The following is a 21028-nucleotide window of genomic DNA, read 5'->3' on the forward strand; positions in this document are numbered from 1 at the left end:
CGCCGAGCCGCGCGCGCACCGCGCCGCCGCGCTACGACGCGGGGCCTGAGCCGGAACCGCCCGGCGCGCCGTGCCCGCCGCCGCCCGGCGTCTCCAGCCGCAGCCGCTGCCCGGCGCGCAGCGTCCCGCCGGCCTTGGCGGGCAGCTCCTCGTCGTCGAGCAGGTTGCGCCCGCGTGCGCCGTCCTCGCCGCCCGCCGCGCCCGGCGGCGCGTGCCGGCGGCGCTCGGTGATGAGCGAGAACGACATGTCGGTCAGCGCCTGCACCTCGCGGACGACGCCGTCGCCGCCGCGGAACGCGCCGTCGCCGCCGGACCCGCGCCGCACCGCGTAGCGCACGACGCGCAGCGGGAACTCCAGCTCCAGCGCCTCGACCGGCGTGTTCAAGGTGTTGGACATCGCGACGTGGACGGCGGACGGCCCGTCGGCGTCCGGGCACGCGCCCTGGCCGCCGCCGAGCGTCTCGTAGTAGGAGAACGCGTCGTCGCCGAGCGTCAGGTTGTTCATCGTGCCCTGGCCGCACGCGCGCCCGAAGGCCGCCAGCACGAGGTCGGCGACGCGCGACGACGTCTCGACGTTGCCCGCCGCGACCGCCGCCGGCGCCCGCGCGTCGAGCAGCGACCCCGGGTCGGTGATCACCTCGACCGGCCGGTGGGCGCCCGCGCTGGGCGGGATGTCGGCGTCGGTCAGCACGCGCACCGCGAAGAGGCAGGCGCTGCGCGTCACCGCGACCGGGCAGTTCAGGTTCCCCGGGTCCTGCGCGGCGCTGCCGCGGAAGTCCAGCACCAGGCGGTCGCCGTCCACGGTGGCCGCGACGCGCAGCTCGAGGTCGCCGTCGACGCCTTCGAGGACGTCCACCGCGTGCCGCGTGCCGTCCGGCAGCTCGGCCAGGCACGCGCGCGTGCGGCGCTCGGCGTAGTCCAGCACCGACGCGAACGCGTCGCGCAGGCCGTCGACCCCGAGCCGCTTCGCCAGCTCCCGGACGCGCCGCGCGCCCAGCGCGTTCGCCGCCAGCTGCGCCCGCAGGTCCGCGCGGCGCTCCTCGGGCTGGCGCATGCGCGCCGACAGCTCGTCGATCGCCGCGGCGTCCAGGACGCGCGGCGCGATCACGACGCCCTCCTCGTCCAGCGTGCGCGAGTCGAACGGCATCGAGCCCGGGACGCGCCCGCCGACGTCGGCGTGGTGCGCGCGCGAGGCCGAGAACCCCAACAGCTCCGAGGACCCGTCCAGGACCGGCGTCACCACCGTGATGTCCGGCAGGTGCGTCCCGCCCGCGTACGGGTCGTTGAGCACCCACGACGCGCCGTCGGAGTGGTCGAAGTCCAGCACCGCCGCCACCGACGCGGGCATCGCGCCGAGGTGGACCGGGATGTGCTCGGCCTGCATGACCATCTCGCCGCGCGCGTCGAACAGCGCGGTCGAGCAGTCGCGGCGCTCCTTGATGTTGGCCGAGTGCGCGCTGCGGATGAGCACCGCGCCCATCTCCTCGCACGCGGCGCGCAGCGCGCCGGTGGCGACCTGCAGGGCGATCGGGTCAAGCACGGGTCAGGATCACCGTCCCGGTGGCGTCGGTCGCGCCGGTCCAGCCCGCGGGGACGACCAGCGTGGACTCGGGCAGGTCCACGCGCCGGGGGCCGCCGAACGCCGCGGACGCCTCGCCCCGCCAGGCCACCGTCGGCCCGGGCTCGACGCGCGCGGTCCGGACGGTCACCAGCTCGACCTCGGCGTCGTCGTCGGCGTAGCCGTAGCGCTCGCGATGGGCCTCGGCCAGCGCGCGGCGCAGCGCGTCGGCGCGCGGCTGGACGTCCCGCAGCGACAGCTCGTGCGACTGCCCGACGTAGCGGGCGTCCCAGGTCACCTCGTCGGCGTCGCCCGCCAGCTCGCGCAGCGCCGCGTCGGCGATCGCGTCGCCGCGCAGCAAGACCGACTCCGCGTGGTCGCGCCGCCGCTCGGCCGCCGCGAGGCCGAGCGCGCTGAGCACGCCCGCCGCGCGCGGCACGACGATCCGGGCGATCCCCAGCTCGTCGGCGATCGCCGCGGCGTGCAGCGGCCCGGCACCGCCGAAGGCCAGCAGCGCGAACCGCCGCGGGTCGATCCCGCGTTCGACGGTCACCACGCGCAGCGCCCGGACCATCTCGGTGTTGGCGATCCGCACGATGCCCTCCGCGCACGCGCGCGCGTCCGAGAGCCCCAGGTCGTCCGCCAGGCGCCGCACCGCGGCGTGCGCCGCCTCGGCGTCCAGCCGCACCCCGCCCGCCAGCGGGCGCTCCACGTCGAGATGTCCCAGCACGACGTTGGCGTCGGTCACCGTCGGCTCCTCGCCGCCGCGCCCGTACGCCGCCGGCCCCGGCACCGCGCCCGCCGAGCGAGGGCCGACGCGCAGGGCGCCGCCCGTGTCGCGCCAGGCGATCGACCCGCCGCCCGCACCGACCGTGTGGATGTCCACCATCGGCAGCGCCAGCGGGCGTCCGCCGACCTCGCGGGGCGGGTGGGTTCCGGCGACGCGCACGCGCCCGCCCTCGACCACGCAGACGTCGCACGACGTGCCGCCCATGTCAAAGCACAGCAGGTCGGGCTCGCCCAGGCGCTCGGCCAGCAGCGCCGCCGCGGCCGCGCCACCCGCCGGACCGCTCAGCACGGTCAACGCGGCGTGCGAGGCCGCGTGCGACGCCGACGTCAGCCCGCCGCTCGACTGCATGATCGTCGGCTCGGCCAGGCCGGCATCCCGCGCGCCGTCGACCAACCGCGACAGGTACGAGCGCAACAGCGGTGACAACGCGGCGTCGACCTCGGTCGTCGCCGCGCGCTCGTACTCGCGGAAGGTCGCGGTGACCTCGTGCGACAGCGAGACGTGGACGCCGTCTCCGAGGCGCTCGCGCAGGGCGGCGCCCAGCCGCCGCTCGTGCTCCGGGTGGCGGTAGGCGTGCAACAGCACGACCGCGACGGCCTCGGGCTCCAGGGCGGCCACCCGCTCCGCCACCGCGCGCGCCGCGTCGTCGGTCAAGGCCATCAACACGCCTTCGGGCCCCATCCGCTCCGGCACCGCCACCCGCCGCGGCGGCGGCACGAGCGGCGCGGGCGCCGCGGCGCACAGCCGGTACAGCTCCGGCCGCGCCTGGCGGCCCAGCTCGACGAGATCCACGAAGCCCTCGGTCGCGCACAGCACGGTGCGCGCGCCGACGCCCTCCAAGAGCGCGTTGGTCGCCACGGTCATCCCGTGCGCGAACGCCTCGACGTCGCCGGCTCCGCGCTCGGCGGCCTCCAGCGCGGCGGCCACCGCCTCCAGCACGCCGCGCGACTGGTCGTCGGGCGTCGTCGGCGCCTTGGCCGTGATCAGCCGCCCGCCGTCCACGAGGACCGCGTCGGTGAAGGTCCCTCCGACGTCGACCCCCAGCAGCATCGGGCCCGCACGCTACTAAGCGCGCGGGCCCGAGACGTGCTCCTCCTGAAGAGCGGGGCTCAGGCGGCGATCGCCTCGCGCACGTCGTCGAGCTCCTCGGTCTCGGCGAGGTGCTGGTGCGACGGGCAGTAGCCGTTGTGGGGCAGCGGCATGCGCTGGCACGGGGTGCCGCGGCGCGTGGTCGCGCGGCACTGCAGCGGCTGGCCGTTGACGTCGATGCCGTTCTGCGGCAGCGAGTCCATCCAGTCCTCCGCGGCGGCGACGTAGCGCTGCACGACGGCCCAGGCGCGCGGCTGCGCGCTCATGGGGAAGTAGCGGCGGATGTCGTTGAAGAGCGTCCGCGCGGGCCGGGCGAAGTAGTGGCGGTCGCCGACCAGCCGCTCGATGTTCGCCTCGCACGCGTGGAGCACGTGGTGGTGGGCCTCGTCGCAGACCGTCGTGTCGACGTCCTGGGCGAGCTCCCGGTACATGGCCCTGCTGAACTGGTACATGCTGACCTCCCCTTGACCTGGTTTGGCTGGCTCCCCGACCGCACGCATCGTGCCCCGGCCTCATGAAGCACCAACGCACGGTTTGTTGAATTCGCGTTAAGGGGGTGTCGGCGTTCAGCCGACCGGGGGCCGCGCTAGGTCCAGCGCTCGAACTCTGGGGCCCCGCCGTTGCGCACCACCGCGTGGTGCCCGTCGAGGGCGGGGTCGGTCTTCGGGAAGTCGCTGCGCACGTGCGCGCCGCGGCTCTCCTGACGCAGGGTGGCACATGCCGCGACGAGCTGCGCCAGTGGATGCGGATCGCCCGCCAGCCGCGCCAGGCCCTCGGCGTCGCGGATCAACCCCGCGTGGCGCCACAGGTTCTCGCGCGTCTCCTGCGACGGCGGCGCGATCGGCTCCGCGGCGGGCGGGTTCTCGGGCGCGACGTGCAGGCGCGGCTCGTCCAGCCCGGCCAGCGCGGCGCGCTTGCCCTGCACGAAGCACTCGGTCAGCGAGTTGGAGGCGAGTCGGTTGGCGCCGTGCAGGCCGGTGCACGCGGTCTCGCCGACGACGTACAGCCCGGGGACCGTCGAGGCGCCGTCGAGGTCGACGACCACGCCGCCCATGCAGAAGTGCGAGGCGGGGGAGACCGGGACCAGCTCGGTGGCCGGGTCCAGGCCGGACTCGCGCAGCGCGCCGACGACGTTGGGGAACGACAGCGGGTCCACGTGGCGCATGTCCAGCCACACGTGCGTGGTCCCCTGCGCCTTCATGGTGTTGTAGACCGCGAGCGCCACCTCATCGCGCGGCTTCAGCTCCTCCACGAAGCGCTCGTGATCGGCGTCCAGCAGCGTCGCGCCCTCGCCGCGGATGGCCTCGGTGACCAGGAAGCCCTCGCGGCCGGGGATCCCCGTGACCGCGGTCGGGTGGAACTGCACGAACTCCAGGTCGGCCAGCGCGGCGCCCGCCCGGTGGGCGAGCATCAGCCCGATCCCCAGCGACCCGGGCGGGTTGGTCGTGCGCGACCACAGCGCGGCGGCGCCGCCGGTGGCCAGGACCGTCGCGCGGGCGCGGACGGCGCGCCCGTCCTCCAGGACGACGCCGACGCAGCGGCCGTCGACCGTCCATGGCGCGGCGGCGCGGGCCTGCTCGAGGACCTCGATGCGCGGCTCCTCGACGACGACGGCGCTGAGCTGGCGGACGACGCGGCGCCCGGTCGCGCTGCCGCCCGCGTGCACGACGCGGCGCTTGGAGTGACCGCCTTCGAGGCCGAGCCCGAGGCCGCCGGTCTCGTCGCGGTCGAAGACGACGCCGAGCTCCTCCAGCTCGCGGACCGCGCGCGGCGCCTCGCGGCACAGCAGCTGCGCGGCGCTGCGCCGGACGATCCCGCGGCCGGCGATCTCGGTGTCCTTGCGGTGCAGGTCCGGCGAGTCGGTCGGATCCAGCGCGGCGGCCAGCCCGCCCTGCGCCCAGTAGGACGCGGTCTGCGCGAGCGGCGTGGCGGAGACGAGCGCGACCCGCGCGCCCGCGCGGGCGGCGGTCAGCGCGGCGTACAGGCCCGCGGCCCCCGCGCCGACGACCGCGACCTCGGCGTCGACGATGGCGGCGGCGGGCTCGGGCTGCGGCACGCGGGTACCGTACCGACGCGATGGCCGCACCCGTCTTGTTCCATCACCCGTCGTCCCTCGAGCACGACCCGGGCCCGCACCCCGAGCAGCCGGCGCGGATCGTCGCGATCGAGCGCGCGCTCGAGGACCGGGGGTGGCTCGGCTTCGACGTGCGCTCCTCGCCGCCGGCGGCGCGCGCGCAGCTGGAGGCCGTCCACCCGGCACGGTTGATCAACGGCATCCAGGAGCTGTGCGCGGCGGGCGGCGGGGCGATCGACGCCGACACGGTGGTGTCGCCCGGCTCGTGGGAGGCGGCGCTGCACAGCGCGGGCGGCGCGTGCGCGGTCGTCGACACGCTGATCGGGATGCCGGGCGCGGTCGACGCGCCGCGGCTGGCGGTCTCCGTGCACCGCCCGCCCGGCCACCACGCCGAGATCCGGCGCTCGATGGGCTTCTGCCTGTTCAACAACGTCGCGGTGGCGGCGCGGCACGCGCGCGACGCCCACGGCGTGCGGCGGGTGCTGATCCTCGACTGGGACGTCCACCACGGCAACGGCACGCAGGACGTCTTCTGGGAGGACGACGGCGTGCTGTTCTGCTCGATCCACCAGTCGCCGCTCTATCCGGGGACGGGCGCGGCGGACGATGTCGGCGCCGGTCCCGGACACGGGTACACGGTGAACCTGCCGGTGCCTCCGGGGGCGGGCGACGACGTCTTCTGCTCGCTGGTCGAGCACGTGGTCGTGCCGCTGGCGCGGTCCTACGACCCGGGCCTGATCCTGATCTCGGCGGGCTTCGACGCCCACCGCGACGACCCGCTGGCCGACGGCCAGGTGAGCGACGCCGGCTACGGGACGATGGCCACGTCGGTGCGCGCCGTGGCCGACGAGCTGCGGATCCCCGTGGGCGTCGTGCTGGAGGGTGGCTACGACCTCGGCGCGCTGGCGCGAGGGATGACGGCGACGCTGGAGGCGCTGGCGGCGGAGGGGCCGGTGAGCGCGCCGGCGCTCGGTGTGCACCCGCTGGCCGAGCGGTACCGCGAGCGGCACGCGGCGCTGCTGGGGGCCTAGTAGCTCGACAGCTCCGCGACGACGATCCGGACCCCGACGTCGAGGGCGTCCTGCTGGAGGAGCCGCTCGTGTCGCGCGTGCCAGGCCCCGGTCCGCAGGTCGTCGGCCAGGCGGGCGATCGCATCGTGGTGCTCGATCCGGTGGAAGACCGAGATGTTGTCGCGCACGACCGCGTCCAGGTAGGCCTCCGGGCGGCGCCAGTAGGCGGCGTAGAAGCCGTCCGAGCAGTCGTGGGGGACGAGGAGCGGGGCGACCGTCACGGGCGCGCCCCCGAGTAGCTCCACCAACTCGCGGCGCCAAAGGCCCGGCGTGTCGCGGTAGCGCGCCGGGATCAGGTCCAGGAAGCCCGGGAGGTACTCGCGGGTGAGCCAGAACGCGTCGGCGGCGTCGGGCTCGGAGTTGACGAGGACCACGCGCCGGGCGGCGACGCGCGCCAGCTCCCGAAGCCCGGCGGCGCGGTCGGGCCAGTGGTGGTCGCTGAAGATCGCGAGCGCGACGTCGACGCTGTCGTCGGCCAGCGGCAGGCGCTCGGCGGTGGCCTGGAGGACGCGCACGTCGGCGCCGCCGCCGTCGCCGCCGCCGCGGAGCCGGCGCTGGGCGGTCATCGTCGGCGAGGGCTCGACCGCGACGACCTCCTCGAGGTCGGTCGGCTCGTAGGCGCCGGCGCCCGCCCCGACGTTGATCAGCGTGCGCGCGTCGTCGCCGATCGCGGCGCGGATCGCCGCGGCCAACCGCGGGTCCGGGACGCGGGTGGTGGCGTAGGTGCGGCCGATGCGGTCATAGAGCGGATCGGCCATGGTGCCGCCCGGGCTACCCGGCGGGGGCGGCGCTGGAGGCGGTGTCGCCGGGAGCGGCGGTGGAGCCCGCGTCGGTGGGCGGGGCGACCGGGACGCTGTTCTGCGTCTGGGTCTCGTTGGGCTGCGCCGGGGCGGTCGTGGCGGCGCTGACGTTGCCGTCGCTGCTGGTCAGCGAGCTGAAGGCGAACGCGAGCGCCACGCCGGCGAGCAGCACGACGACCGCCACGAGGGCGATCGGCGCGCGCCAGTTCGGCGTCGGCGCCAGGCGGGTGCGAGCCGGGGCGCCGCACTCCAGGCACCAGTCCTGCTCGGGCGCCACGTAGGACCCGCAGCGCGGACAGCGCAACGGCACCGGGGTCGGCCCGGCGACCTGCTGGGGATCCTGGCCGCTCACTCCGCCGACCGCTCGCGCGACGCAAGCGGGTCGCCGCTGGTCAGGGTCGACCCGTCCTCGTCCGGGCCGAGGGCGGGGAACGCCTGCGTGGGCTGGTCGACGCCCGACGAGGGCTGGACGGTGGTGGGCTGCTGGTCGGCGGGCTCGGTGCCGGTGGGGGCCGGGGCCTCGGCGGGCCCGGGTGCGGCTCCTGGACCGGGCTCGGCGGCGGGGGCGGCCTCCGCTCCTGCCTCGGGCGCGGCGGTGGGGGCCGGCTCGGGCTCGGGCGGAGCCGGGGGCGGCGGGTTGCCCGCGAGCGCCCCGGAGACCGGCGTCGCGACCTGCTCGGCGCCGCTGAACGGAAGCGACTCCTGCGCGGGCGAGACCTCGGGGCCGGACGTCGCGCCCGGGCCGACCTCGCCGATGGCGCGCGGGCCGGAGAACTGCGTGCCGCACTGGGGGCAGAAGTGCGCGTCGGAGCCGTGCAGCGCGCCGCAGCGCGGGCAGGCGGCGACGCCCGGCTCGCGCAGCTCGATGATGTCGCGGCGCTCGTCGAGCACGCGCTCGATCGCGCGCAGCTCGCGGTCGACGGCGTCCAACGCGGCGAGCTTGCCGAGGACCAGCTCGTCGTTGCGGCGGCGGAAGCGGTGCAGGTCGAAGGCCAGGCCGCCGAGGTCGCGGAAGCCCAGCTCGCGGACGCGGCGCAGGTAGCGCAGGCGGCGGCGCAGCCGCGCGCGGTCGCGGAAGCTCGGGCGGCTCGGCGCGACGTCCTCGGGCGCGACGCCCGCGGGCAGCGCCTCGGGCGGCGGGTGGACGGCCGTCGGCTGGTCCACGGTCGCGGGCGGCTCGACGACGGGCGGCTGATCCACCGCCGTGGGCTGATCCACGGTCGTGGGCGTGGCCTCGGGGGCGCCGGGCGCGACAGGCGGCGGGACGATCATCGTCGCCTGCGGGTCCTGCTGCTGGCCCGGGTCGTCGGCCGGACGCCGATCGGAACGGTTGCGTCGGAAGGGACCCTTCATAGGAAGAAGGCGCCTGCGCGGCGCCGCGTCGGACGATACCAGCGGGTCCCGGCGGCAGCGCTGCTGCGTTTCGTGACGATCGCGTGTGGTTCGGTCACCGCTTCCCGCCCAGCATGCGCGTCGATCTCGTTCATCGCCATCACCTGGAGAGACGCATGTACCCCGTCCTGGGTTTCGCCCACGCCACCGCCTGGCACGCCTTCCGCAGAGCCCACCGCCGCCTCGCGGCCGACGACGGCCAGGGGACCGTCGAGTACATCGGCCTGATCCTCCTGCTGGCGGGCGTGATGGTCGCGGTCGTCAAGTCCGGCCACGACGGCTCGATCGCCAAGTCCATCGTCCAGAAGGTCAAGGACACGATCGATGACGTCGGCGGCTCCGGCAAGGACTAGGCGGTCGACGGGACGGGCTCCGGCGCGGCCTCGCCTGGCGGCGGGCGGCCCTCGTACGATGGTCCCCGTGCCCGCCGCCGACCCGCGCGACCGCCCCATCGCCGTCTTCGACTCCGGCGTCGGCGGCCTGACCGTGCTGCACGAGCTGCTCGTGTCGCTGCCCCAGGAGGACTACGTCTACCTGGGCGACAGCGCGCGCTTCCCCTACGGCGAGCGCACGGCCGAGGAGCTGGAGGCGTTCGGCATGGACATCGCCGACGAGCTGGTCGCCCGGCGCGCCAAGCTGCTGATCGTCGCATGCAACTCGATGACGGCCGCGGCGCTGCCGGCGCTCCAGCGCCGGATGCTGGAGACGACGCTGGGCGTCGACGTCATCGGCGTCGTCAAGCCCGAGGCCGGCCAGGCGGTCGCGGTGACGCGCACCGGCCGGATCGGCCTGCTGGCCACGCGCGCGACCGTCGCCTCCGGCGCCTACGAGCGCGCGGTCGCGGCGGTCGACCCGCACGTCGACCTCGTCGCGGTGCCGTGCCCCGACCTCGCGCCGCTGATCCAGGACCCGCCCGGCGGCGAGCTGTTCACGCGCGAGCTGGAGGAGGTCGTCCGCGGCTACTGCGCCCCGTTGGTCGCCGCCGGCGTCGACACCGTCATCCTGGGCTGCACGCACTACCCGCTGGTGCGCTCGATGCTCCAGCGCATGCTCGGCCGCGGCGTGACGATCGTGACCTCCGGCGCCGCGCTGGCCCGGCAGGCCGAGCACGTGCTCGGCTCGCGCGACCTCGCCTCGCGCCGCTCCGGCGAGGGCACCTACTCCTTCCTCTGCACCGGCGACGCCGAGGCGTTCCACCGCCTCGGCACGCGCTTCCTGCAGATGCCCCTGACCGAGGTCGAGCCCGTCGACCTCACGCCGTCGTCCTTCGTGCCGACGACACCGCCGACGACGACCCCGGAGGTTCCCGCATGGCCGAGGCCGTGACCCGCAGCTACGACCGCGCCGCCGACGCGCTGCGCCCCGTGACGATCGAGCCCGGCTTCGTCCGGACCGCCACGGGCAGCGCGTTGATCACGATGGGGGAGACCCGCGTGATCTGCACCGCCTCGGCGCAGGACGGCGTCCCGCGCTGGCGCGCCCAGTCCGGGCTGGGCTGGGTCACCGCCGAGTACGGGATGCTCCCGGCGTCCACCGGCGAGCGCAAGCAGCGCGACGCGACGCGCGGCAGGCAGGACGGGCGCACGATCGAGATCCAGCGGTTGATCGGACGCTCGCTGCGCGTGGTCGTGGACTTCGCGGCGCTGGGCGAGAACACCATCTACCTGGACTGCGACGTGCTGCAGGCCGACGGCGGCACGCGGACCGCGTCGATCACCGGCGCCTACGTGGCGCTCGCGCTCGCGTGCGAGCAGCTGCGCGCGGCGGGCAAGATCGCGCGCTCGCCGCTGACCGGCGCGATCGCGGCGATCTCCTGCGGGATCGTCGGCGGCGTGCCGCTGCTCGACCTCGACTACCCGGAGGACTCCTCGGCCGAGGTCGACGCCAACGTCGTCATGACCGGCGACGGTGGGCTGGTCGAGGTCCAGGCGACGGCCGAGCGCACGCCGCTCAGCCGCGCGCACCTCGACGAGCTGCTGGCGCTGGCCGAGGTCGGCATCGCGCGGCTCCGCGTCGCCCAGGACGAGGCGATCGCCGCCGCCGGCGCCGGCGCGGCGGGAGCGACGTCATGAAGTTGGTCCTCTCCACCCGCAACGCCCACAAGGCCGAGGAGTTCGAGAAGCTCCTGGCGCCCCACGAGGTCGCGCCGCTGCCCGACGAGGTCGTGCTGCCGCCGGAGACCGGGACGACGTTCGCCGAGAACGCGCTGGGCAAGGCGCGCGCGGCCGCGCAGGCCCTGGGCGTGACGGTGATCGCCGACGACTCGGGCGTCGAGTCGGCCGCGCTCGACGGCCGTCCGGGCGTCTACTCCGCGCGCTTCGCGGGCGAGGACGCCACCGACCAGGAGAACCTCGACAAGCTGCTGGCCGAGGCGCCCGCGGGCAGCGCGCTGGCCTACGTGTGCGTCATCGCGCTCGTCGACCCGGTCGCCGGGACCGAGGAGGTCTTCGAGGGGCGCTGCACCGGCACGCTGGCCGCCGAGCCGCGCGGCGACGGCGGCTTCGGCTACGACCCGGCGTTCCTGCCCGACGACGAGATCCCGGCGCCCGCCGGCCGCACGATGGCCGAGCTGACGCCGGAGGAGAAGGGCGCGATCAGCCACCGCGGCCGTGCGGCCGCGCTGCTGCGGGAACACCTGGGCGGATGAGCGCGACGCCGGCGAACACCCCTGCCCCGGCGCCGGACGGCGGGGCCTCCCCGACGCTGCTGCGGTCGGCGCTGGGCTCGGTGGTCGCCGCCGCGTTCCTGGTCACGCTCAAGCTCGTCGCGGGCCTCGTCTCCGGGTCGCTGGGCCTCGTCGCCGAGGCCGTGCACTCGGGCACCGACCTCGTCGCCGCGCTGCTGACGTTCCTGGCGCTGCGCGTCGCGATCCGCCCGCCGGACCGCGACCACCCCTACGGCCACGGCAAGGCCGAGCACCTCGCCGCCCTGGGCGAGGGCGGGTTCCTCGTGCTGGCCTCGGCGTTCATCGGCATCCAGGCGATCGGCCGGCTGGTCGAGGGCGGCGACCACCAGGTCGACGCCAACGTGTGGACGTTCGGGGTGCTGGCCGTCGTGCTGGTCGTCGACATCACGCGGATGACGGTCTCCCGTCGCGCCGCGGTCCGCCACGGCAGCCCGGCGCTGGCGTCCAACGCCCTGCACTTCGCCTCCGACATGGTCGGCACGATCGCGGTGCTGATCGGCCTGCTGCTCACGCGCGCCGGGACGCCCGCGGCCGACTCGGTCGCGGCGCTGGTCGTCGCGGTGCTCGTCGTCACCGCCGCGGTGCGCCTGATGCGCCGCAACGTGGACGTGCTGATGGACGCCACGCCGGAGGAGGCGCAGGCGACCGCGCGCGCGGCGATCGTCGCCGCCGAGCCGACCGTCGAGCTGCGGCGGCTGCGGGTCCGCGCCGCGGCGGGTCGCAACTTCGTGGAGGCGACGATCGCGGTGCCGCCCGACGCCGCGCTGGGCGAGGGCCACGCGGTGGCGGACTCGATCGAGGAGGCGGTCCGGCACGCGCTGCCGGGCAGCGACGTCGTCGTCCACGTCGAGCCGGGCACGGCGGGCGCCGACGTGCGCGAGCGCGCGAGCGCGGCGGCGCTGACCGTCCGCGGCGTGCGCGAGGTCCACAACGTGCGGACGACGTCGGTCGACGGGCACCTGGAGCTGTCGCTGCACCTCAAGCTCCCGGCCGGCCTCGACCTCGGCGCCGCGCACGAGATCGCCTGCGCGGTGGAGGAGGCGATCCACGCCGCGGTCCCGGAGGTCGTGGACGTCCACACGCACATCGAGCCGCTGGCCACCGGCGCGGCGGGCGCCGAGCCCACGCGCCGCGAGGTCGCCGAGGAGGAGGCGGTCGTGCGCGCGGTGGTCGAGGACCTCACCGGCGCGCCCGCCGAGAACCTCCGCTTCCGCGCGGGGGACGACGGGCTCGTCGTGCTGCTCACCGTGCGCCTGGAGGGCGCGCAGACGCTGGACCAGGCCCACGACGTCGCCAGCGAGCTGGAGCGCCGCATCCGCGAGCGGGCGCCCACGATCGACGAGGTCATCGTCCACACCGAGCCGGCCCAGGCGGCCGGTCCGGCCCACCCGCGCGCGGGCGCCTAGCGGAGGTTGATCGCCGCGGAGAGCGCGACGGCCGTGAAGAGCGCGGCGTAGCCCTGATAGTGCGAGAGCAGCATGACGAGCGCCCCGATCAGGAGGGCCACCACGGTCACCAGCCAGGCGATGCGCTGCAGGGTCATCGAAGCCATCATTCTGCTGACTGCGCCGGAGGCCTGCACGGCGGTCCGTCCGGAGCGCCGTCCACACTGCCCGGCCGCCCACCCACCACCCTTCGGAAAGGACCGCCGAACATGACGAAGAGCGAGTTCGTCGACCACGTCGCCAACAAGTCCAACCTGGACAAGAAGGACGCCGCCGCGGCGGTCGACGCCGCGCTCGCCGTCATCGAGGAGACCCTGGCCCGCGGCGGCGAGGTCTCGTTCTCGGGCTTCGGCAAGTTCCACGTCGCCGAGCGCGGCGCGCGCGAGGGCGTCCACCCGCGCACCGGCGAGCCGATCCAGATCGCCGCCTCCAAGGTCCCGCGCTTCACCGCCGGCTCGGGCCTCAAGAAGGCCGTCAAGGCGTAGGCCGTGGCGGCGCGCGCGCACGTCGCCGACCGGCTCGCCGCGCTCGTCGCGCGGCGCGAGTCCCAGGTCGTCCTCGGCCTGGACCCCGACCCCGAGCGCCTGTGGCCGAAGGCCGCGCGCCACGGCGGGGCGGGGGAGGCGCTCGACGCCGACGCGGCGCCCGCCGCCCACGCGGCGGCCGCGGTCCTGGACCACTGCCGCGCGGTGATCGACGCGGTCGCCCCGGCGGTCGTGGCGGTCAAGCCCCAGGTCGCGTGCTTCGAGCGCCTCGGCGCGCCCGGGTGGGCGGCGCTCGGCGCGGTCGCCGACCATGCCCGCAGCGCCGGGCTCTTCGTCCTGGCCGACGGCAAGCGCGGCGACATCGACGTCACCGCCACCGCCTACGCGCAGGGCTTCTTCGTCGGCGGCGCGGTCGCGGGCCTCGACGCCGACGCGCTCACCGTCAACCCCTACATGGGGCTCGACACGCTGCGGTCCTTCGCCGCGGTCGCGCGCGACGCCGACGCCGGCCTGTTCGCGCTCGTGCGCACCTCCAACCCCGGCGCCGCCGACGTCATGGACGAGCCGCTGGCCCGCGGCGGCACGGTCTGGGAGCGCGTCGCGGAGCTGGTCGCCGAGCTGGGCGACGAGCGTCGCGGCCCGGAGTCCGGCCTGGCCGACGTCGGCGCCGTGCTCGGCGCCACCCAGCCCGAGCACCTCGCCCGGGCGCGCGAGCTGCTGCCGCACGCGATCTTCCTGCTGCCCGGCGTCGGCGCCCAGGGCGGCCGCGTCGAGGACCTCGAGCCGGCGTTCGCGCCGCACCGCGCCGCCGGGCTCGTCACCGCGTCGCGCTCGATCGTTCGCGCTCACGAGCAGGCCGGGGCGTCGCCCGCCGACGCGGCCCGCGCCGAGGCCGAGCGGCTGCGCGCCGCCGCCTGGGCGCTGGGCTGATCGGCGGCCGTCCGGTCGACGCCTGACACGTCCAGACCGACCGGCCCCATATCCTCCTGCGCCAATGCGCCGTCGCTCTCCCGCCCGCTGGCTGGCCCCGATCGCCTTGATCGCGTGCGCGTTCGCGATCTACACCGTCGTCGACAAGGGCCTGCTGCAGGACGACGGCGGCGCGAAGACGACGACGTCGAAGACGAGCACGAGCGGCAAGGGCGCGTCGACGACGAAGAAGAAGACGGCCAAGAAGGCCAAGACGTACACGGTGAAGTCCGGGGACACGTTCTCGGCGATCGCCGACAAGGAAGGGGTCGAGGTGGAGGCGCTGCAGGAGGCCAACCCGAAGGTGGACGCGTCCGCGCTCCATCCCGGGCAGAAGCTCAAGCTGCCACGATGACGCAGCGCTCGCCCGCATCCACGCGGCGAGCGACGCGCACGGGGCTGTCCGTCGTCCTCGCGCTCGTCGTCCTGCTGCTGCACGCGCTCCCGGCCGCCCACGCCGCGGTCGCGCCCGCGGCGCCGGAGACCGCGCCCGCCGCACCCGCCGCGACCGACAGCGCCGACGCTCCCAAGCTCCCGTCGATCCGGGCGCCCGAGGCGATCCTCGTCGAGCCCGCCACTGGCGACGTCGTCTACCAGCGCAACGCCGACAAGCGCGCGCTGATCGCGTCCACGACCAAGCTCATGACGGCGCTCGTCACGCTCGAGCACGCGTCGCTGGACGACGTCATGACGACGATCGACTACCACGCCAGCCCCGCCGAGTCGCTGGCCGGGTTCGGCCGGGGCGAGCGCGTCACGGTCCGGGACCTCCTACGCGCGCTGCTGATCACCTCCGCCAACGACGCCGCCGCGACGCTCGCCCAGCGCGTCGGGGGCACCCGGGCGAAGTTCGTGGAGATGATGAACGAGCGGGCCAAGCAGCTCGGCCTGGACGGCACGCACTACGACAACCCGATCGGCCTCGACGGCTCCTCGAACTACTCCACGGCCGCCGACCTCGCCAAGCTCACGCTGATCCTGCGTCGCAACGCGTTCTTCCGCGAGACGACCGACCTGCGCTCGGTCACGCTGAAGTCCGGCGACCACCCGCGCACGTTCGCCAACCGCAACCTGCTCGTGCGCAGCTGGGGCCCGGCCAACGGCGTCAAGACCGGCCACACCAACAGCGCCGGCTACATCCTCGTCGGCAGCGCCTCGCGCGCCGGCATCACGGTGATCTCGGTCGTCCTCGGCGACCCGTCCGAGAACGCCCGGGACGACGACTCGCTCGCGCTGCTGAAGTACGGCCTGGCGCGCTACCACGTCGTGACCGCGGTCCGGCGGGGCCAGGTCGTCGCGCACGCCGCCCTCAGCCACCGCGACGACCGGGTCGCGCTGACCGCGGCGGACACGGTCAAGCGCACGACCCGGCGCGGCGACCAGCTCGTCGTCACGGTCACCGGCGCGCCGACCACGATCGACGGCCCGCTGCCCAAGGGCGCGCGCGTCGGCACGGTCAACGTCGTCCAGCGCGGCAAGGTCGTCGCGCGCGTGCCGCTGGTCACCGCCGACGCGGTCGACGCCGCCTCGTTCTTCGATCGGCTGCGCGACTGGCTCGACAGCCCGGTGACCCTCGTCCTCCTCGCGGCCTTCGCCGTCTGTAGCCTCTACCTCGTGCTGCTCCGGCGGCGCGCGGTGCGGCGCAGGCAGAGGCGTCGCGCCGGCCGAGGGGCCCCCGTCGCGTGATCATCACCGTCACCCTTAACGCAGCGATCGACAAGTCGCTCTCCGTGCCGAACTTCCGGCTCGGGCGTCGGCATCGCACCGTCGAGCAGCGCACCGCCGCGGGCGGCAAGGGCGTCAACATCGCCCGGGCGCTGAAGACGCTCGGCCAGCCGGTGATCGCCACCGGCTTCGCGGGCGGCCCGACCGGCACGCGGATCGTCGACCAGCTCACCGAGGAGTCGATCCTCAACGACTTCGTGCGCATCCGCGAGGAGTCGCGCACGAACACCGCGGTCTACGACCCCACCAACGGGCAGACGACCGAGATCAACGAGCGCGGTCCCGCGGTCTCCGACAAGGAGATCGAGCTGTTCCGCGACAAGCTGCTCTACCTCGCGCGCGGCGCCGACATGGTGGTCATGGCCGGGTCGCTGCCGCGCGGCGTCGACGCCGACATCTACGCGGGCCTGATCCGCGAGCTGCGCAAGGCCGGCGTCCTCACGATCATCGACACCGACGGCGAGCCGCTGCGCCACGCCGTGCGCGCCGAGCCCGACGTGATCTCGCCGAACGTCATCGAGGCCGAGGAGCTCGTCGGCCACGAGTTCAACGACGACGAGGACCGCGTCATCGCCGTGGGGGAGATGGTCGAGCAGGGCGCCCACGAGGCGGTCATGACGCTCGAGGACGGCTGCGTGGCCTGCATGAAGGTCGACGGCCACCGCGCCCGGTTCCGCGTGACGATCCCGCCGCGCGAGACCGTCGCGGGCACGGGCGCGGGCGACGCGTTCCTGGCCGGCTACGTGGCCGCGCGCTACTCGGGCAAGGCGCCCGCCGACTGCCTCGCGTTCGGCGTCGCCTGCGGCGCGGAGTCGACCGACCACCTCGGCGCGGGCATCGTCGAGCCGCGCGCGGTCGACAAGCTGCTCGACGACGTCGACGTGCGACAGCTGTCCGCCCCGACGGCGGATGTGAGCTGAATCACACGCCCGTGGGGTCGGCGGGGCGCGCCCCAGTTCGGTTCCGTACGAACCCGCTGCTACGCTGCCAATGCGTGTTTGGTTGCCGCCACATCACGCCGCAACGACCCGTCCCCGGACCCCGCCTGCGCGGGGTCTTTTCGTCCGGCCCCAGACCTAGGATTCGCTAATGGAGATCGAGATCGGCCGCGGGAAGAAGGCCCGCCGTGCTTATGGATTCGACGACATCGCCATCGTGCCCTCGCGGCGCACGCGGGACCCCGATGACGTCGACGTCTCCTGGAAGTTGGGGGACTACCGCTTCGAGCTTCCGCTGCTCGCGTCGGCGATGGACGGCGTCGTCTCGCCGCGCACCGCGGGCATCATCGGCAAGCTCGGCGGCCTCGCCGTCCTGAACCTCGAGGGCATCTTCGCCCGCTACGAGGACGCCGACGAGCAGCTGGAGCGGATCGCCTCGCTGCCCAAGGACGTCGCGACGCGCGAGATGCAGGACATCTACCGCGCGCCGCTCGACGAGGACCTGATGGTCCAGCGCATCCGCGAGATCAAGGAGCAGGGCGTCGTCACCGCCGCCTCGCTCACGCCGCAGCGCGTCAACAAGTACTACGAGAAGTGCCTCGACGCGGGCCTCGACATCCTGGTCATCCAGGGCACGGTCGTCTCCGCCGAGCACGTCTCCCAGACCTCCGAGGCGCTGAACCTCAAGGAGTTCATCGCCGAGCTGCCGGTCCCGGTCGTCGTCGGCGGCTGTGCCAGCTACCACACGGGCCTGCACCTCATGCGCACGGGCGCGGCCGGCGTCCTCGTCGGCGTCGGCCCGGGCGCGGCGTGCACGACGCGCGGCGTGCTGGGCATCGGCGTCCCGCAGGCGACGGCGATCGCCGACGTCGCGGCCGCCCGCTCGCAGCACATGCTGGAGACCGGCGAGTACGTCCGCGTCATCGCCGACGGCGGCATGCGCAACGGCGGCGACGTCTCCAAGGCGATCGCCTGCGGCGCCGACGCCGTGATGATCGGCTCCCCGCTGGCGCGCGCCCACGAGGCGCCGGGCCGCGGCTTCCACTGGGGCATGGCGACGTTCCACCCGACGCTCCCGCGCGGCGCGCGCGTGGCGACGACGCAGAACGGCACGCTCGAGGAGATCCTCGTCGGCCCGGCCCGCGAGAACGACGGCACGTTCAACCTGATGGGCGGCCTGCGCACCTCGATGGCCACCTGCGGCTACCAGGACATCGCCGAGTTCAACCGCGCGGAGCTGATGATCGCCCCGTCGCTGCAGACCGAGGGCAAGCAGCTGCAGACCTCGCAGGCGGTGGGCATGGGCTCCCGCGGCGCGGCGGTCGGCGCGCACAGCCCGTCGGGCGACCAGGCCGCGGACAAGACGCCGGTCGGCGCGGGGGCCTGACCCAGCATGAGCAGGCTGACGCCCTCATCGTCGTCGCTCGCCAGGAAGAGCGCCGGGCATCGTGCGGCAGCACCTGTCCGGTGCGATGACGCCGCGAGCGGCGTCGAGGAGGCCGTCAGTGAGTAGCGACCATCTCGTCACCGCCTCGACGGCGGCCACGGAGCTCGCCGACGAGTCGGCGCCCGTCGACCGCCCGACGGCGGTCGACGAGGTCGTCGTCCTCGACTACGGCGGGCAGTACTCGCAGCTGATCGCGCGCCGCGTCCGCGAGTGCGGCGTGTTCAGCGAGCTGCTGCCGCACCACGTCGGGGCCGAGGAGGTCCGCAAGCGCAACCCCAAGGGGTTGATCCTCTCCGGCGGCCCGGCGTCGGTGTACGCCGACGGCGCGCCGAAGCTGGACCCGGAGCTGCTGGAGCTCGGCATCCCGGTGCTGGGCATCTGCTACGGGATGCAGTTGCTGGCCTTGAAGCTCGGCGGCAAGGTCGAGGGCGCGGAGGTCGGCGAGTTCGGCCGCTCGCAGCTGACCGTGCGCGAGCACGGGCGGCTGTTCGACGGGCTGCCGGCCGACCAGGCGTGCTGGATGTCGCATCGCGACACGGTCTTCGAGGCGCCGCCCGGCTTCACCGCGCTGGCGTCGTCGACGGCCTCGCCGGTGGCGGCGTTCGAGTCCACCGAGCGCGGCATCTACGGCATCCAGTTCCACCCCGAGGTCGTGCACACGCCCTACGGGACCGACGTGCTGAAGACGTTCCTGGGCGACGTGTGCGGTGCCGACCTCGGGTGGTCGGCGGCGTCGATCGTCGAGGAGCAGATCGCGCGGATCCGCGCCCAGGTCGGCGACGCCAAGGTCATCTGCGGCCTCTCCGGCGGCGTCGACTCGTCGGTGGCCGCGGTGCTCGTGCATCAGGCGATCGGCGACCAGCTCACGTGCATCTTCGTCGACCACGGGTTGATGCGGAAGAACGAGGGCGAGCAGGTCATCAAGGCCTTCCGCGACCAGTACAAGATCCCGCTGGTGGCCGTGGACGCCGAGGACCGGTTCCTGGAGAAGCTCAAGGGCGTCTCGGAGCCGGAGGCCAAGCGCAAGATCATCGGCGCCGAGTTCATCCGGGTCTTCGAGGAGGAGGCGGCCAAGATCGGCGACGCCAAGTTCCTCGTCCAGGGCACGCTGTACTCCGACGTGATCGAGAGCGGCGGCGGCACCGGCGCGGCGACGATCAAGTCCCATCACAACGTCGGCGGCCTGCCGGACGACCTCGAGTTCGAGCTGGTCGAGCCGCTGCGCGCGCTGTTCAAGGACGAGGTCCGCGCGGTCGGCGCCGAGCTGGGGCTGCCCGAGCGCCTGGTCTGGCGCCAGCCGTTCCCGGGGCCGGGCCTGGCGATCCGCGTCGTCGGCGGCGAGGCGACCAAGGAGCGGTTGGACGTCCTGCGCGACGCCGACTACATCCTGCAGGACGAGATCCGCAACGCCGGGCTCTACCGCGACCTGTGGCAGTCGTTCTGCGTGCTGCCGGACGTGCGGACGGTCGGCGTCCAGGGCGACGAGCGGACCTACGGCTACGTCGTGGTCATCCGCGCGGTGACCTCCGACGACGCGATGACCGCCGACTGGGCGCGGCTGCCCTACGACCTGCTGGAGCAGATCGCCTCGCGGATGATCAACGAGCTGCGCGAGGTCAACCGCGTGGTCCTGGACATCACGTCCAAGCCGCCCGGCACCATCGAGTGGGAGTGACCTAGGCGGGGCCGAGATCGCCCCCACCGCGTGCGGGAGCAGGGCGGTGGAGCAGGACGCTGGAGTGGCCACCGCGTGGGAGCAGGGCGGTGGAGCAGGGCGCTGGAGCGCCCATCGCGCGTGGGACGGGCCCGGGAGAACCTGCCGGTCGCCGTGTGACGGGGCGACCGCTGTGGGACACTCACATGATGGACGATGCCGCTCCGCTGTTGCGCGCCGACGCCCGCCGGAATCGGGCGGCGATGCTGCGCGCGGCGCGCGAGGTCTTCGCCGAGCACGGCATCGACGCGCCGCTGGACCTGATCGCCCGGACCGCGGGCGTCGGGCGTGGGACCCAGTACCGGCACTTCCCGAACCGAGAGGCGCTGCTGACCGCGCTGTTCGAGGAGAACCTCGAGGACCTGGCGGCGGTCGTGCGCGACAGCCCGCCCGACGAGGCCTACGTCGCGCTGCTGCGCGCGACCGCCGAGCAGCTGCGCCGCGACCGCGGCTTCCTCGAGCTGAGCGACCAGCGCGTGCCGGCCGAGGTGCAGAAGGAGCTGGCCGCGCGCTATCGCGCGCTCGCCGCCAAGCCGCTGCGCCACGCCCAGAAGGCCGGCCGCGTCCGGGGCGACCTCAAGCCGGAGGACACGCTGCTGCTCGTCGCGATGGTCGCCGGCGCCGCGCACGCCACCGGCCGGTCAGGGCCCGAACGCCGGATGGAACGTGCGCTGACGATCGTCCTGGAGCACATCACCACCACGTAGCCGGCCGGCCGCTCCAGAACCGGGCACTCGTGCCGACCTAAGCGGGCAACCGTGCCCGCAAGGTGTATGGGACGGGCGCCCGGCCCCGTGCGCCCGTTCAGCGTCTTGGTGTCGAGCAGGTGCACGCGCGCGTCCTTGC

Annotated in this window: 22 protein-coding genes; 14 read left to right on the plus strand and 8 right to left on the minus strand. The window is 74.9% G+C overall.

Annotation, left to right across the window (positions count from 1 at the left end):
* Positions 1–31 precede the first annotated feature (31 nt).
* The 4 genes from VFG42_RS12900 to VFG42_RS12915 all read right to left on the minus strand — a co-directional run bounded on the left by VFG42_RS12900 (position 32) and on the right by VFG42_RS12915 (position 5493).
* Positions 32–1540, minus strand: a complete 1509-nt coding sequence (locus tag VFG42_RS12900; protein WP_324909015.1) for a hydantoinase B/oxoprolinase family protein — start codon at positions 1538–1540, stop codon at positions 32–34.
* Complete coding sequence (locus VFG42_RS12905) at positions 1533–3398, minus strand: hydantoinase/oxoprolinase family protein (protein ID WP_324909017.1); 1866 nt, start codon at positions 3396–3398, stop codon at positions 1533–1535. Before VFG42_RS12905 ends, VFG42_RS12900 begins: the two co-directional genes overlap by 8 nt.
* Before the next feature lie 59 nt (positions 3399–3457).
* Complete coding sequence (locus VFG42_RS12910; RefSeq protein WP_324909019.1) at positions 3458–3868, minus strand: hypothetical protein; 411 nt, start codon at positions 3866–3868, stop codon at positions 3458–3460.
* Positions 3869–4023: 155 nt separating this feature from the next.
* Positions 4024–5493, minus strand: coding sequence for an L-aspartate oxidase (locus tag VFG42_RS12915; protein ID WP_324909021.1), 1470 nt, complete (start codon positions 5491–5493; stop codon positions 4024–4026).
* Positions 5494–5513: 20 nt separating this feature from the next.
* Here VFG42_RS12915 and VFG42_RS12920 point away from each other — a divergent pair, with 20 nt between their 5' ends.
* Positions 5514–6542 carry a histone deacetylase gene (locus VFG42_RS12920; RefSeq protein ID WP_324909023.1) on the plus strand — a complete coding sequence of 343 codons (1029 nt, stop codon included), beginning with the start codon at positions 5514–5516 and terminating at the stop codon, positions 6540–6542.
* Here VFG42_RS12920 and VFG42_RS12925 read toward each other — a convergent pair.
* From VFG42_RS12925 to VFG42_RS12935, 3 genes are read right to left on the minus strand one after another with little or no spacing between them, the layout of a single operon-like run.
* Positions 6539–7339, minus strand: coding sequence for a class I SAM-dependent methyltransferase (locus VFG42_RS12925; protein WP_324909025.1), 801 nt, complete (start codon positions 7337–7339; stop codon positions 6539–6541). The genes VFG42_RS12920 and VFG42_RS12925 overlap by 4 nt on opposite strands.
* A 13-nt stretch (positions 7340–7352) precedes the next feature.
* Positions 7353–7733, minus strand: coding sequence for a hypothetical protein (locus VFG42_RS12930; RefSeq protein WP_324909026.1), 381 nt, complete (start codon positions 7731–7733; stop codon positions 7353–7355).
* Entirely contained in the window at positions 7730–8581 is an 852-nt protein-coding gene (locus tag VFG42_RS12935; RefSeq protein WP_324909028.1) for a zinc ribbon domain-containing protein, read from the minus strand. The genes VFG42_RS12930 and VFG42_RS12935 overlap by 4 nt, the downstream gene beginning before the upstream one ends.
* Positions 8582–8889: 308 nt before the next feature.
* On the opposite strand from VFG42_RS12935, the gene VFG42_RS12940 reads away from it, so the two are divergent.
* The 5 genes from VFG42_RS12940 to VFG42_RS12960 all read left to right on the plus strand — a co-directional run bounded on the left by VFG42_RS12940 (position 8890) and on the right by VFG42_RS12960 (position 12865).
* Positions 8890–9126 carry a hypothetical protein gene (locus VFG42_RS12940; protein WP_324909030.1) on the plus strand — a complete coding sequence of 79 codons (237 nt, stop codon included), beginning with the start codon at positions 8890–8892 and terminating at the stop codon, positions 9124–9126.
* A gap of 67 nt (positions 9127–9193) precedes the next feature.
* Positions 9194–10099 (plus strand): glutamate racemase, encoded by a 906-nt coding sequence (gene murI, locus VFG42_RS12945; protein ID WP_324909032.1) that lies wholly within the window; start codon positions 9194–9196, stop codon positions 10097–10099.
* Entirely contained in the window at positions 10084–10845 is a 762-nt protein-coding gene (rph, locus tag VFG42_RS12950; protein ID WP_324909034.1) for a ribonuclease PH, read from the plus strand. The genes murI and rph overlap by 16 nt, the downstream gene beginning before the upstream one ends.
* Entirely contained in the window at positions 10842–11420 is a 579-nt protein-coding gene (gene rdgB / locus VFG42_RS12955) for an RdgB/HAM1 family non-canonical purine NTP pyrophosphatase (protein WP_324909036.1), read from the plus strand. Before rph ends, rdgB begins: the two co-directional genes overlap by 4 nt.
* Complete coding sequence (locus VFG42_RS12960) at positions 11417–12865, plus strand: cation diffusion facilitator family transporter (protein WP_324909038.1); 1449 nt, start codon at positions 11417–11419, stop codon at positions 12863–12865. The genes rdgB and VFG42_RS12960 overlap by 4 nt, the downstream gene beginning before the upstream one ends.
* Here the strand turns inward: VFG42_RS12960 and VFG42_RS12965 are convergent.
* Positions 12862–13002 carry a hypothetical protein gene (locus tag VFG42_RS12965; RefSeq protein WP_324909040.1) on the minus strand — a complete coding sequence of 47 codons (141 nt, stop codon included), beginning with the start codon at positions 13000–13002 and terminating at the stop codon, positions 12862–12864. The genes VFG42_RS12960 and VFG42_RS12965 overlap by 4 nt on opposite strands.
* Before the next feature lie 111 nt (positions 13003–13113).
* On the opposite strand from VFG42_RS12965, the gene VFG42_RS12970 reads away from it, so the two are divergent.
* The 8 genes from VFG42_RS12970 (at position 13114) to VFG42_RS13005 (ending at position 20889) form a co-directional block, all read left to right on the plus strand.
* On the plus strand, positions 13114–13389 hold the full coding sequence (locus tag VFG42_RS12970; RefSeq protein ID WP_324909042.1) for an HU family DNA-binding protein: 276 nt from the start codon (positions 13114–13116) through the stop codon (positions 13387–13389).
* A 3-nt stretch (positions 13390–13392) separates the two neighbouring features.
* Positions 13393–14319 (plus strand): orotidine-5'-phosphate decarboxylase, encoded by a 927-nt coding sequence (gene pyrF, locus VFG42_RS12975; protein WP_324909044.1) that lies wholly within the window; start codon positions 13393–13395, stop codon positions 14317–14319.
* Between the two features lie 64 nt (positions 14320–14383).
* A complete protein-coding gene (locus VFG42_RS12980; RefSeq protein ID WP_324909046.1) occupies positions 14384–14713 on the plus strand; it encodes a LysM domain-containing protein in 330 nt (109 codons plus the stop codon).
* Positions 14710–16044, plus strand: coding sequence for a D-alanyl-D-alanine carboxypeptidase family protein (locus VFG42_RS12985; protein ID WP_324909048.1), 1335 nt, complete (start codon positions 14710–14712; stop codon positions 16042–16044). Before VFG42_RS12980 ends, VFG42_RS12985 begins: the two co-directional genes overlap by 4 nt.
* Positions 16041–17003: a 1-phosphofructokinase family hexose kinase gene (locus VFG42_RS12990; protein WP_324909050.1), complete on the plus strand. Its 963-nt coding sequence runs from the start codon at positions 16041–16043 to the stop codon at positions 17001–17003. The genes VFG42_RS12985 and VFG42_RS12990 overlap by 4 nt, the downstream gene beginning before the upstream one ends.
* Positions 17004–17172: 169 nt before the next feature.
* Positions 17173–18408, plus strand: coding sequence for a GuaB3 family IMP dehydrogenase-related protein (locus VFG42_RS12995; RefSeq protein WP_324909052.1), 1236 nt, complete (start codon positions 17173–17175; stop codon positions 18406–18408).
* 118 nt (positions 18409–18526) lie between these two features.
* The gene (guaA, locus tag VFG42_RS13000; protein ID WP_324909054.1) at positions 18527–20143 is read left to right on the plus strand and encodes a glutamine-hydrolyzing GMP synthase; all 1617 of its coding nucleotides are present in this window, start codon (positions 18527–18529) and stop codon (positions 20141–20143) included.
* A gap of 188 nt (positions 20144–20331) precedes the next feature.
* Complete coding sequence (locus tag VFG42_RS13005; protein ID WP_324909056.1) at positions 20332–20889, plus strand: helix-turn-helix domain-containing protein; 558 nt, start codon at positions 20332–20334, stop codon at positions 20887–20889.
* Positions 20890–21028 lie beyond the last annotated feature (139 nt).

Source organism: Baekduia sp. (assembly GCF_035685985.1).
Lineage (GTDB): Bacteria > Actinomycetota > Thermoleophilia > Solirubrobacterales > Solirubrobacteraceae > Baekduia.

Bases quoted from the DNA above. Each gene is read 5' to 3' on its own strand.
- VFG42_RS12995 (WP_324909052.1), top strand. From the start codon at position 17,173: ATGGAGATCGAGATCGGCCGCGGGAAGAAGGCCCGCCGTGCTTATGGA.
- VFG42_RS13005 (WP_324909056.1), top strand. From the start codon at position 20,332: ATGGACGATGCCGCTCCGCTGTTGCGCGCCGACGCCCGCCGGAATCGG.
- VFG42_RS12980 (WP_324909046.1), top strand. From the start codon at position 14,384: ATGCGCCGTCGCTCTCCCGCCCGCTGGCTGGCCCCGATCGCCTTGATC.
- VFG42_RS12970 (WP_324909042.1), top strand. From the start codon at position 13,114: ATGACGAAGAGCGAGTTCGTCGACCACGTCGCCAACAAGTCCAACCTG.
- VFG42_RS12910 (WP_324909019.1), bottom strand. From the start codon at position 3,868: ATGTACCGGGAGCTCGCCCAGGACGTCGACACGACGGTCTGCGACGAG.
- VFG42_RS12960 (WP_324909038.1), top strand. From the start codon at position 11,417: ATGAGCGCGACGCCGGCGAACACCCCTGCCCCGGCGCCGGACGGCGGG.
- VFG42_RS12965 (WP_324909040.1), bottom strand. From the start codon at position 13,002: ATGACCCTGCAGCGCATCGCCTGGCTGGTGACCGTGGTGGCCCTCCTG.
- VFG42_RS12985 (WP_324909048.1), top strand. From the start codon at position 14,710: ATGACGCAGCGCTCGCCCGCATCCACGCGGCGAGCGACGCGCACGGGG.
- rph (WP_324909034.1), top strand. From the start codon at position 10,084: ATGGCCGAGGCCGTGACCCGCAGCTACGACCGCGCCGCCGACGCGCTG.
- rdgB (WP_324909036.1), top strand. From the start codon at position 10,842: ATGAAGTTGGTCCTCTCCACCCGCAACGCCCACAAGGCCGAGGAGTTC.
- VFG42_RS12905 (WP_324909017.1), bottom strand. From the start codon at position 3,398: ATGCTGCTGGGGGTCGACGTCGGAGGGACCTTCACCGACGCGGTCCTC.
- VFG42_RS12920 (WP_324909023.1), top strand. From the start codon at position 5,514: ATGGCCGCACCCGTCTTGTTCCATCACCCGTCGTCCCTCGAGCACGAC.
- VFG42_RS12925 (WP_324909025.1), bottom strand. From the start codon at position 7,339: ATGGCCGATCCGCTCTATGACCGCATCGGCCGCACCTACGCCACCACC.
- VFG42_RS12940 (WP_324909030.1), top strand. From the start codon at position 8,890: ATGTACCCCGTCCTGGGTTTCGCCCACGCCACCGCCTGGCACGCCTTC.